The organism is Anabaena sp. AL09 (genome assembly GCF_001672255.1).
In the GTDB taxonomy this organism is placed as follows: domain Bacteria; phylum Cyanobacteriota; class Cyanobacteriia; order Cyanobacteriales; family Nostocaceae; genus Dolichospermum; species Dolichospermum lemmermannii.
Window position 1 is genome coordinate 23,717 of record NZ_LJOQ01000091.1, and the last position, 11,483, is coordinate 35,199.

Genomic DNA, 11,483 nt, shown 5'->3' on the forward strand with positions numbered 1-11,483 from the left:
GATGAAATTAATCTGTTCTCAAAGTGATCTTAGTAGCAATCTTTCCCTCGTCAGTCGTGCAGTCCCGTCCAGACCAACTCACCCTGTCCTTGCCAATATTTTATTACAAGCAGATGCCGAAACTAATCAAGTCAGTTTAACAGCCTTTGACCTCAGTTTAGGTATCCGTACCAGTTTTACTGCTGAGGTATTAGAAGGTGGGACAATTGCTCTCCCTGCCAAACTGCTTGTAGATATCACCTCTCGCTTACCAGAAGGGGAAATTACCCTTGATGACCAATCAGGAGATAATACTGGAGAAGGTATAATTGTTACTCTCAAACCCAAAAGTGGACGTTATCAAGTGCGGGCTATGGGGGCAGAAGAATTTCCCGAATTACCCGTGATTGAAAACGCCGAAGCAATTACTCTCACTACAGCGGCACTAATTGAAGGGTTGAAAGGTTCTTTATTTGCTACCAGTTCAGATGAAACCAAGCAAGTCCTCACAGGTGTACATTTAACCCTGAAACAAGATACTTTAGAATTTGCAGCCACGGACGGACACCGTTTAGCAGTTTTGGAAACTACTAATGAGCGTCCTGTGGAGGGAAGCGAACAGGTAGAGGTGACAGTACCTGCAAGAGCATTACGAGAGCTACAACGGATGTTAGGACATAATTCTACATCAGAAGAAACTGTAGCTGTCTATCTTGATCAAGGGCAAGTTGTCTTTGCTTGGCAAAATCAACGGTTAACCAGCCGCACTTTAGAAGGACAATATCCCGCTTATCGGCAATTAATTCCTCGGCAATTTGAACGCCAAGTCACATTAGAAAGAAAGCAATTTATCAGCACTTTGGAACGAATTGCTGTATTAGCAGATCAGAAAAATAATATTGTCAAAGTCAGTATTGATCATGCCAATCAAGAAATTACTTTATCTTGTGAAGCCCAAGATGTTGGTAGTGGTACAGAATCAATGCCAGCCCAAATATCTGGAGAAGATATAGACATTGCTTTTAATGTCAAATATCTGATGGAAGGTTTGAAGGAATTACCATCTTCAGAAATTCAAATGCACTTAAATCAAAGTTTAACTCCAGTAATTTTCACGCCTTTGGGTGGTTTGAAAATGACCTATTTAGCTATGCCTGTACAACTGAGAAATTAGTAAAGTAGTAGGGGTTTAGTTTTTGCTTTACCCCTACCTATAGAATCAAGCCTACGGGAATAATTTAGTAATAAATTTTACCGCCACCCCATTTAGCCCCAACAACTTTTGGTTGTAAGAGAATATGTCCAGAGATAGCCACCAAGTCATCTTCCGTCAGATTTCGCATTTGTGGGAAAATATCCGCACTCTTGATACTGGGGTGGATTTCGGAAATCTCGGTTTCACCATCATAGGTAGTGGGATTTTTGAGATAGTCCACCAAACCTACAATATTATTGCGTTTAGGTAAAGCTCCTGTCAAAGCTTCTGGGTCAAGTCCCACGTTTTGGTTAGTCTTAGTTACACCACCAGCATGGCATTGAGCGCAAGCAAAATTAAATAATCTTTTGCCTTCTTTGACTTGTTTTAAACTGAGAACGACGGTATCACCTTGATCATTTAATGATACCGTACGGATAGCTTCATCTAGTTGCATTGCTGTTGCAGTACCGACAACCATCTGTAATGTCAGCAAAATAGTAGCAACAACAACACCAATTAGTCTTTTAAACATATTTCCCCTCAAAAATTTTATTGAGTCACTGTAATACCAATATCATGTTAGGAGTCCAATTTGTTGCCAAAAATACGATATGTTAGACTCTCAAAATCTAAATTTCTGGATAGGATTGGGGAGACAAAGCTAAAATCGCTATTTTTGGTGTTGTGAAATGGAAATGGTATAGTTGTACTTTTGTTTCGACAATTCACCCACATACACTGAGTATTTGCCTACTGTCCAGTAGCCAGAATGTTTTGGTTTACTCGCAATATCATCATTACCGAGTACACAGAAGCGCCCTCCTGGTCCCTCAACCAATAGTGTTGGCTGTCCTTCAGCCTCTACTGTTAACTGTAGATAAGGTAGTGGCTCTGTCACTTCAATTACTTGACTGGGTGTAGTGGAAGTATACCCGCAATCAGTTTTTGCCTGTCCTCCAGAGATACCAGTTAAAGTTATGGGGTCTATATCAAGAGGATTTTTAATTTTAGTAGTTGGGGGTTGTGGGGGTTGGGCAAAACTGGACTGAGTCAGCAATAAACTCATGGTTAACCCGACGGGAACAACTGTAAATATCCTGAAAGTTTTCATGTTATTTCTATGACCTTAAATGTTGATAACGCAATTTATGAATATACTAATCTTGAATAGTCTATATTCTCAAGACGAAGGCAATCAGATGGAGTTCCTATGGGATATTTTCAAAACTAAGGCTGTAATTGACTAAATTAAGAATATTTGTAAGCGGAGAGGATGCCTAAAAAGTATCATGCAAGTAACTGAACAAAATTAATTGCACATTTTTTTCATAAACAGAAATCTCTGTATTCCTTTCCTGTTCTCTCTCCTGAATCTGAAATTTATTTTGCCCGACTACTTATATCTGAATTACTGCTTCAGAGTGCGGGAAAGAATGGGAGGATTGCGTTAGGCTTGATAAAACTGAAAAACAACGGGTTGTTCCATCCGTATAAATCCTGATAAAATTTCCTGATGTTCAAATTAAAACATCCTCAAAACACTAACACAGGGTGGTCTTTGGATCAACGAGATCCAAAGTTCATCGAGTCTATGATGCCTATACTAGGCTTGTTATATAACTTCTATTTTCGAGTCCAAACCAGTGGCTGGGAAAATGTCCCAGATGAAAAAATTCTCATTGTCGGTTCTCATAATGGCGGACTGGCTTCTCCGGACACATCCATGATGTTATATGATTGGTTACGTCGCTTTAGTGTGAAAAGACCGATTTATGGTTTGATGCACCCTAAAGTTTGGGATGTGTTCCCACCGGCGGCGGAAATGGCGATGAAGGCTGGTGCAGTGAGAGCGCATCCGAAAATGGCTTACAAGGCTTTGCGGGCTGGCGCTAGTGTCTTAGTCTATCCTGGTGGCGCTGAGGATGTGTTTCGACCTCATGCAATGCGGGATAAAATTTATTTTGCCCAACGGAAGGGGTTTATTAAGTTGGCACTCCGGGAAAATGTCCCGATTATACCAGCAATTTCCTGGGGATCACATGATACTCTGATTGTCTTGGCTGACATATATGAAATTATGCAGCAATTTCATAAAATGGGGATGCCTTGGCTGTTTGGGATAGATCCTTTGGTGTTTCCTGTTTATCTGGGATTACCTTGGGGATTGGCTTTTGGACCTTGGCCGAATATTCCTTTGCCCGTGCCTATCTATACTAAGGTTTGTCCCCCGATTGTGTTTGCAAGGTATGGAAAAGAAGCCGCAAGCGATCGCATTTATGTGAACGAATGCTATGAATTAGTCAAAAGCAAAATGCAGCAAGAATTGGATAGTTTAATTCAAGAAGCTGGTCATTAATATTATCCTGGCGGTGCTTTTGTCGCCAGGTATTTTAAAACGTTAATTAGGTATTTGTAGGTGTAACAATTGCCTGTATATTAAGTAAGTGGACGGGAGATAAACAAAACTTGTAACAATATGTAAATTTGCCTCTATGCGTTATTGTGGTTGAGTTTTAGCCATTCCACAAAACGAAATATATTTTGATTTTCCTCCGCCCACCTACTTGGATTTCATATTGAATATATCAGAGAGTTTTATGGTACAGAAAAAACCGCAATGGTTTGAAATCGCTCTACAAATTAAAGGTTCAGTCATTGCTGCTATCTACAAACGGGTGCTGTTATGTGGTGCTTTTGGAGTTTTAATTTCTCTACTTTATCATCTTCAAATTCCCGTTTCTCAGCCAATTTTAGGGACTGTTATTCCCAGTATTGTTTTAGGTTTATTATTAGTATTTCGCACGAATACAGCTTATGATCGCTTTTGGGAAGGGAGAAAATGCTGGGGGGCAATAGTCAATACTACCCGTAATTTAGCCAGACAAATATGGGTATCTATTGATGAAAAAGAACCAGAGGATAAAAATAATAAAATTGATGCCTTAAACTTACTTGTGGCTTTTGGCGTAGCGACAAAACTACATTTACGAGGTGAGCCTATCAATAATGATTTAGAAGAATTAATGCCAAACTCTTACTATATAAAATTAAAGATTATGAATAATCCTCCTTTAGAAATAGCTTTTTGGATTAGCGATTATTTACAACAGCAATACAATCGTCATTGCATTAATAGTTATCAATTGACATCTCTACAGGAATTATTAAATATCTTGGTAGATAATTTAGGTTCTTGTGAACGAATTTTAAGAACACCAATGCCTCTAGCTTATGCTATTCACCTTAAACAATTATTATTACTGTATTGCTTCCTCTTGCCATTTCAAATAGTTCAGAGTCTTGGCTGGTGGACTGGGTTAATTTCTGCTTTGGTTAGCTTTACGTTATTAGGTATTGAAGCCATTGGTTTAGAAATAGAAAATCCCTTTGGTTATGATGAAAATGACTTACCTTTAGACGCAATTTGCACAACAATGAAACGGAATATTGATGATTTAATCAGCTTAACTCCTACTGTGCATAAATCATGAAATTTCAAATAGCAGTGGCAATTAAAAATCTCATCTTAATTATCAGGAAATATCAGCTATAAATGGAGATACTGCCTGAACAAATGCCTGAGTATATTCATAGGGCATGACATTTTTGCCAATGATTTTTACTCCCTGACTTTGAGGTAAGCAATTCAGATAATATGCTAATCGTTCGTCGGGAGCTTCTGGTTTACTTTCTTTACTAATACCGCGAGCTTGTTCTCCGACAACCAATAATGTCGGGTGCGGAATTGAGGCAATATCACTACTGTAATCTCTTTGCCAAAATCTCGCTAAAAAAGCAAATACAGCATAACGCCCTCGCATATTTTTGGCATCTGCTATGAGAGTATTTAGCCATTCATCATCAACGTTTTCACTAACAGCAAACAATTTTTCAACAGAGAAAGAATATAAAAATTTGCGGGTACGGGCATAGCGGAAAAAAGCATTACCTATGGGAGATGTAAAAATGCTCCAAAGTAAGTTCTGTTGCCATTTGGGGGCATTTTTAGTAATAACTGGACGAGATGTAGGATCAGATAATACTAACCCAGCAATTAAGTCTTTTTCCAATTTCACTAATTCAATGGCAACGGGTAATAAAGCTCCTTGGACTACGATAATAACGGGTTGTTTAACCACAGTTTGCAAGAAGTGTTCTAACTGTTTTGCCCAGTTAATTGGTGTATGCGCTAAAGCTGGCATATCACTTTCACCACATCCCAATAAGTCGGGATTATAAATAAGATTTTGGTGCTTTTTATCATACCATTCTCGGCAAAATCGCTGCCAAAATTGCCGTGATAATCCTACTCCGATAGGATGAATTAAAAGTAACGGAATACCTGAAGCAGTAGAATTGAGAGGTTGATGAATTTCATAAGCACAGCGGTAGTTTTGCCAACTATAATACTGGGTTGGAGATGCTGTGGAGTTGCTGATTGTAGATGATGACATGATGGCAATTTTTAATAGTAACTAAAAAATCATGTGAGGATGAATGAATTGATATCCAGCATCTTTCAGTTTTTGATTGGACACCCAGGCATTATATGGGCGGGTATTTTTATTATCTGCATCCCAAATAACATTAGGTAAATTATTTTTTGTCATCACATTATTAAGTAATTCTTTATTCGTGAGATGACTATCATCTACAAGATTATAAATACCTTGTAAGCGCTGCTCACGAGCAAATTCTATTGTACTAACAATGTCATCAAGATGAATCCAATTGCTGATATCTTCCCCATTACCAGGACGGGTTGTTCCTGACGCTCTACTAAATAGTTTTACCAGTTCTCTACCGGGTCCATAAATACCTCCTAAACGTAAAATACAAACGCGGGTATTGTCATTATTTGCTGTTAATAATATATCTTCTGTTTTTCGCAGTAGTTGAGAATTGCGATTAGCTGGTGCTGGTGGGCTTTCTTCGTCTACCCATACACCGTTTCTATCTCCATAAATTGAATAACTACCTGTATATATTACTTGGTGAATATTAGGAAATTGGGGGAGGAGAGAAACTAGATTTTTGGCAGTGTTTACATAAGTTTCTTCATAAGAATCAGCGGTTTTTGCGCCGACACTTAATAAGATAACTTCTTGATTTTTTAATACAGCTTTCAAGCTTTCTAGATCATTACCTGAAGTGACAATAACCCTTTGTGCTACTGCTTCTAAAGTAGATATCCTTTGGGGATTAGTGGTAGTTGCCGTCAGCATAAAATTACTATTTGACTGCCAATATTTGCTAACGGCACAACCGACATAACCACAGCCAATAATTGCAATGTTCATGATCATTAATAAAACTAAAATAATTTATTTTTAACAATTACCAGTCAATCATCAATAGTACAGGAATCCAGAAGCTTTTGGCTAATAAGTATTAGTCTAACTTTAAATTTTCCTACCTATTCAGATGTATAACGGGAGCAGGAAGCCACATTGATAATTAAATTTTGTATAGCAGCCCTATTTTCTATTTAAACTTGACTGATGCACTCAAGCAGCAGGAAATAGATTCTCTCACATATTATGGAGTATGGCTATATTATTAATTTCAGTGGCTAGGAACTGTTACTCACTGGTGATTTAGTTTGTAAGTAATTTTAACTTACTTTTTACTTTTTATCCTCTCAAGTCGTTTTTAGTTATGAATTATACCATCTGGCATGATTGCTCCAGTTAATTTAGCACCAATTAATTTTACCAGCAGGCGATCGCCTGAACGAATTCTCGCCCCTGTCAAGTCAGCACCCCGCAAGTCAGCACCGCTAAGATCCGCACCAATCAAATTAGCCGAGCGTAAATTGGCATCTCTTAAATCTGCTAACAGTAAGTTAGCTCTAAATAAATTGGCTTCTGACAAATCCGCACCTCTGAGAATCACCTTGTGCATAAAAGTATCACTGAGATTAGAACCGCTTAAATTTGCGTAACTCAAGTTTCTTCCTGATAAATCCCGATTACTCAAATTAGCGTGGCTAAAATCTTTACCACTTAAATCTGAATTTGCCTGTGGTTGTTGATAGGTTTTTTGTGGTGAGTAAGAGTATGTAGATGATGGTTTATCGGCTTGAGGTGGTGGAGAATAAGCGGGAGTGGGCTGTTTATTCCGGAGAGAGCGCAATTTATCACGAGCTTCATTAAATAATTTCAGCTTCTCATGTGCCTTGTTTTGTAAGCGCAGGTTGTCTTTGGGGAGGCGGTCCGGGTGCCAAACAAACACTAAATCTTTATAAGCCTGGTTGATTTCTTCAAGTGTGGCCCCTAGCTCTAATTCTAAAATTCTGTAGTACCGCTCCAGTTCGCTGCTCGTCATAGTGTATTGATAAATATTAATTAATAATTGAACAAATGATGAGTTCTTTGTTCATTCTAGAAGTTTTATAGCTAAAACCAGTTCTTTGAATAAGAGCTTGACTGCTTTAATTTCTACTGGCATCCTCACCAATTCAACGGGTTTACCAGAATCACCACGAACAGATTTAACTAAGGCTACTTCTGGGAACTGCCACGCTAGGTCTTAACGAACTCTATTTTTTCCACAATTCTGAATTTTTGGAAATTGGAAAGTAGATGATTGGGTATTGGGGAATGGGTACTAAAAACCGGTTTTCACCCTGATAGAAAGCCCCCTGATCCCCTGCTTCCTATCGCCACCTTCAACAATTAATTGTTGGGGAAGAGACGAGCCATTTCTGATTCATTAAAAACCTCAGATGGCAGTTCTTCCAAATTGTCGTCACAATTCTGAAACGAAGTTTCATCACCCCAGATGTCCGAAACTACATCATCAAATCCATTTTCTGCAGATGTATTCAGCCCAGTAAAAGCATTATCAGGTATTTCCCCAAAGGGATTTTCACCAACTGAAGTGAGGCTATTAAGGCTCTGATCATTGCTTTCATCAGTTAAAGACATGGAAGTAAAGGAAACATGACCGAAATTACCCATTGCTTCTGAGTCATGGGCAATATCTTCATCAGATAAGGAAATATCACCAAAGCCATCATCATCTTGTTCTACAGCCCAAGTCGCTTGTGTTTCGTTTCGCAACTCATTCAGACTCATCTCAGGGATTGAGAAAGATTCCGCTTCTGGTTCAGGGCCATCCACCATGACCACAGCCTGCTGACGGGAGTACATCTGTGGTTCTACTGTAGGACTGAGACGATTACCAAGGGCAATATCGGGGTCAAAATGTAAATTCAGAACTTCAATTAAAGTATCCGCATCTGGATTCAGTTTGGCAAAGGGAAGCATTAGCTGGGCCAATTTCGGTTCTAGAGCATTAATGACTCCCAGGATAAGGTAAGAAGAAGGTCGCTTGCCGCCATCAGGGGTATAAACTGATTCAACAGTCATCTGAAGCGTAATCCATTCACGATTGGCTTGAAAGAATTGCAGCCACTTTTGTTTGATCGAATCGGTAAAACTATCAAAGAAAGCCATAAACCCATCCTGAGAGGTAAAATGTTTGATACAATCATCAAGTCTAATTCCTCTTCAGCATTTCTGGGTTGAACTTTTACTGAATTGAGATAAAAACCTGACAATAAAGAAAAAGGTTCACGATCTGAAGTATCGGAGGGAACAACATTCTCATAGTCATCATCACTGCTGAATTAGTAAATATTTTTAAATTAGAAAATACCTGATATAAAACTTAATAAATGATGCGTAATAGGTAACGGGTAAGGGGTGAAAAAAGAAAGTTCTTCACAACCGACAACCGACAACTAACAATTGACAAATGACTAAAAAACAAAAATTTCCTTACCTACTGGGTTCTAAATGGACTGCACAACAAAAAGTTGATGGCTGGCGACATTTTCAGGTTGTTAACCGTAAAAATCAGGGTAAATGGGTATATGCAGAAATGGTAGCAGCTTGTGATCCTCAAGTGCGCTTTTGGTTAAATGCTAAATTATTACAAGATAATTCCCAGTGGTATGCTGGGTGGCAAACTTTGCAAGAAATTAATTCTATTGAATCCGATCCAAAAAAGCTAACAAAAGCTAACAATTGTTAGCTGTTCGACTACTGTTAATTAACCCTAATTGTTAATAAAACATTAAAAATACTTAAAAAATATCGTAACCATAAATTTCATGTATTCAGAATTTTTACTAGCGTATTAATACTTAAAAGAGATAATGTGTCAGCACTTTTCCAGGACATTGACTAGTACATCACGGCGTAAATAAAGCAACCATATTAAATCGCCAAAAAGCTTATGGTATATTAGTTTTGACTTTTGACTTTTGACTTCCGCCCTGCGGTACTAGTAGTCTGTCAAGATAAAAATGATGGACTGTAGTGTGAGCGTCTCGCTCACGCGGGCAAGATGCCCGCACTACAAGAGTTTCATAATTCAAGTTTGTACCTCATTAGAAGTCAACAAAAGTATTGCAGGTGAAGTTGCTAGTTTCAAACGGGTTGTGAATATTCCCAGGAAGGAAATTGTCAACAGAAATTAACTACAGAAATTAACTATATTTGCGATATCTGAAATAAGGCTAAAAACGTACATTCCCAAACCAAGCGAGGTTGAGCATAACAAAGTAAATTTTTCCGAGTTTTTTCTAACTGTTGAATAATTTTTGGTTCATGTATTTGTTGCCAATAGTATTGTTGCAGATAATCAATTAACCATAATTGAGCTTCAGTATCTAATTCTTTATCAATTTTCTTGGCTAGTTCTAAAGCATGACGGTAAGAAGTCGGGATTTTTTTCACCTGGGCGATGAACTCGCTAGGAATCTTTTGTAATTGTTGATAAGATAAAATCGCATTTCCTGGACTACCTGCGGCTATATTTAAAACCTCTGGATGTTGCAAAATTTCGGCATTTCCTGTTTGCGTCAATACCTGACTCATCACAGCAATATCCAACCGATAAAAAGGAATCTTTTGACAACGGGATACTAAAGTTGGTAACACAGATTCTGGTGAAGGGGCAATTAAAATTAATGTCGCTTTTCCCGGTTCTTCCAAAGTTTTTAACAACGCATTAGCCGCAGATTCCGCCATTGTTTCCGCTTGTTCTAGGACTATGATATTTCTCTCTGCTGCCAACGGTGGCCGAGAAAGAAATTGCGTAATTTCTCGAATTTGTTCCAAACGAATCACTGGTGGGGCTTTGCGTTTAACGCCCTTTTCTGCTGCTTCTGCTGGTGTAAGTCTTTGTCCTTGAAATTGATAAGTTGGTTCTACCCACAATAAAGCCGGATGATTTCTTTGACGAATCCGATTTTGTAAAAGGGGAATTTGATCAGGTGCTACAGAACTGGAAAAAAGTAATTCAATAAAACACCGGGCTGCTAAACTTCTACCTACACCATCTGCACCTACAAACATATAAGCAGGTGCAACTCGATTTTGTTTAACAGACTGAGTTAGTAATTCTACTGCTTGCTGTTGTCCGACTAATGGTGAGAACATAAATTATGAAAACAGGCGATTATGTAAAATTTCCTGTATACTTTGTTGCACATTTTCTTGACTATTATTCCCATCTATCCGTACAATTCGAGCCGGATAAGATACAGCTAACTCCGTATATCCCCGCTGTACCCGCCGATGAAAAGCAATTGTTTCTTGTTCAATCCTGTCTAATTTAGCTTGTCCACGTTTGCGAGACAGCCCTATCTCCACATCTACATCTAACCAAATAGTTAAATCACTAGCTAAACCACCAGTAGCAATTTGATTAAGTTGATTAATTATACTCATACTTAAACCCCTGCCATAACCTTGATAGGCAATAGTAGAATCAGTATAGCGATCACACAAAATATACTTCCCTATGGCTAAATTAGGTTTCAATTCCTCTTCAATGTGTTGCGCCCTATCCGCAGCATACAATAACAGTTCCGTCACTTCCCCCACAGGCTTGTTGGGTGACTTTTCCAATAATAACATCCGTAAATCCTTTCCTAACTCTGTTCCCCCCGGTTCACGAGTCAGCACCACAGATATATTTAAACTTTCTAGCCACTGAGAACACAGTTGCATCTGAGTAGTTTTACCACAACCTTCTACCCCTTCAAATACAATTAATTTACCACTCATATTGTCAAATTTTGCTACTACCAATTTTTTAAACTCATTTTCTCACGTTTCAAACCATACCTAATTCCTGAACGACTGTAAAGGCATATAGCAGCTTTCAGCGGTTAGTAGTCAGAACTAAATTAAGTAGGTAAACAGGAAAATTTAAAGGTATGTAACGGTATGTAAAGTTGTCTCAATGCGATATTCTGATTGAGTTTCAGCCATTTTACAAAACGCAATAC

General features: G+C 38.3%; 13 protein-coding genes and 1 pseudogene. 5 read left to right on the forward strand and 9 right to left on the reverse strand.

Features of this window, described 5'->3' with window-relative positions; all coding sequences use genetic code 11:
• Position 1 precedes the first annotated feature (1 nt).
• Entirely contained in the window at positions 2 to 1,153 is a 1,152-nt protein-coding gene (gene dnaN, locus AN490_RS18750) for a DNA polymerase III subunit beta (protein WP_148761716.1), read from the forward strand.
• Between the two features lie 64 nt (positions 1,154 to 1,217).
• On the opposite strand, the gene psbV is transcribed toward dnaN, so the two are convergent.
• Positions 1,218 to 1,709 carry a photosystem II cytochrome c-550 gene (gene psbV / locus AN490_RS18755; protein ID WP_300006438.1) on the reverse strand — a complete coding sequence of 164 codons (492 nt, stop codon included), beginning with the start codon at positions 1,707 to 1,709 and terminating at the stop codon, positions 1,218 to 1,220.
• 138 nt (positions 1,710 to 1,847) lie between these two features.
• On the reverse strand, positions 1,848 to 2,288 hold the full coding sequence (locus AN490_RS18760) for a hypothetical protein (RefSeq protein ID WP_148761720.1): 441 nt from the start codon (positions 2,286 to 2,288) through the stop codon (positions 1,848 to 1,850).
• Between the two features lie 402 nt (positions 2,289 to 2,690).
• On the opposite strand from AN490_RS18760, the gene AN490_RS18765 reads away from it, so the two are divergent.
• Both AN490_RS18765 and AN490_RS18770 read left to right on the forward strand, forming a co-directional pair.
• Positions 2,691 to 3,533 (forward strand): lysophospholipid acyltransferase family protein, encoded by an 843-nt coding sequence (locus AN490_RS18765; RefSeq protein ID WP_300006439.1) that lies wholly within the window; start codon positions 2,691 to 2,693, stop codon positions 3,531 to 3,533.
• Positions 3,534 to 3,774: 241 nt separating this feature from the next.
• The gene (locus AN490_RS18770) at positions 3,775 to 4,668 is read left to right on the forward strand and encodes a bestrophin family protein (RefSeq protein WP_300006440.1); all 894 of its coding nucleotides are present in this window, start codon (positions 3,775 to 3,777) and stop codon (positions 4,666 to 4,668) included.
• Positions 4,669 to 4,710: 42 nt separating this feature from the next.
• On the opposite strand, the gene AN490_RS18775 is transcribed toward AN490_RS18770, so the two are convergent.
• From AN490_RS18775 to AN490_RS18785, 3 genes are all read right to left on the reverse strand, one after another.
• Positions 4,711 to 5,631 (reverse strand): alpha/beta hydrolase, encoded by a 921-nt coding sequence (locus AN490_RS18775; protein WP_300006441.1) that lies wholly within the window; start codon positions 5,629 to 5,631, stop codon positions 4,711 to 4,713.
• 21 nt (positions 5,632 to 5,652) lie between these two features.
• Positions 5,653 to 6,477 (reverse strand): NAD-dependent epimerase/dehydratase family protein, encoded by an 825-nt coding sequence (locus AN490_RS18780; protein ID WP_015079563.1) that lies wholly within the window; start codon positions 6,475 to 6,477, stop codon positions 5,653 to 5,655.
• A gap of 352 nt (positions 6,478 to 6,829) precedes the next feature.
• Entirely contained in the window at positions 6,830 to 7,504 is a 675-nt protein-coding gene (locus tag AN490_RS18785) for a pentapeptide repeat-containing protein (RefSeq protein ID WP_300006442.1), read from the reverse strand.
• 85 nt (positions 7,505 to 7,589) lie between these two features.
• Between AN490_RS18785 and AN490_RS18790 the strand changes: the two genes are divergently transcribed.
• Positions 7,590 to 7,712: a hypothetical protein gene (locus AN490_RS18790; protein WP_300006443.1), complete on the forward strand. Its 123-nt coding sequence runs from the start codon at positions 7,590 to 7,592 to the stop codon at positions 7,710 to 7,712.
• 142 nt (positions 7,713 to 7,854) lie between these two features.
• Here AN490_RS18790 and AN490_RS18795 read toward each other — a convergent pair whose 3' ends face one another.
• Together AN490_RS18795 and AN490_RS18800 are read right to left on the reverse strand one after the other, a co-directional pair.
• Positions 7,855 to 8,637, reverse strand: a complete 783-nt coding sequence (locus tag AN490_RS18795; protein WP_300006444.1) for a DUF5331 domain-containing protein — start codon at positions 8,635 to 8,637, stop codon at positions 7,855 to 7,857.
• 29 nt (positions 8,638 to 8,666) lie between these two features.
• A pseudogene (locus tag AN490_RS18800) lies at positions 8,667 to 8,789 on the reverse strand (ferredoxin:protochlorophyllide reductase (ATP-dependent) iron-sulfur ATP-binding protein); the annotation flags it as partial.
• A gap of 149 nt (positions 8,790 to 8,938) precedes the next feature.
• On the opposite strand from AN490_RS18800, the gene AN490_RS18805 reads away from it, so the two are divergent.
• Positions 8,939 to 9,217 carry a TIGR02450 family Trp-rich protein gene (locus AN490_RS18805; protein ID WP_015079566.1) on the forward strand — a complete coding sequence of 93 codons (279 nt, stop codon included), beginning with the start codon at positions 8,939 to 8,941 and terminating at the stop codon, positions 9,215 to 9,217.
• Positions 9,218 to 9,678: 461 nt separating this feature from the next.
• Here the strand turns inward: AN490_RS18805 and AN490_RS18810 are convergent, their stop codons facing one another.
• Positions 9,679 to 10,629 (reverse strand): DNA polymerase III subunit delta', encoded by a 951-nt coding sequence (locus AN490_RS18810; RefSeq protein ID WP_300006445.1) that lies wholly within the window; start codon positions 10,627 to 10,629, stop codon positions 9,679 to 9,681.
• A 3-nt stretch (positions 10,630 to 10,632) separates the two neighbouring features.
• A complete protein-coding gene (tmk, locus tag AN490_RS18815; protein WP_300006468.1) occupies positions 10,633 to 11,259 on the reverse strand; it encodes a dTMP kinase in 627 nt (208 codons plus the stop codon).
• Positions 11,260 to 11,483 lie beyond the last annotated feature (224 nt).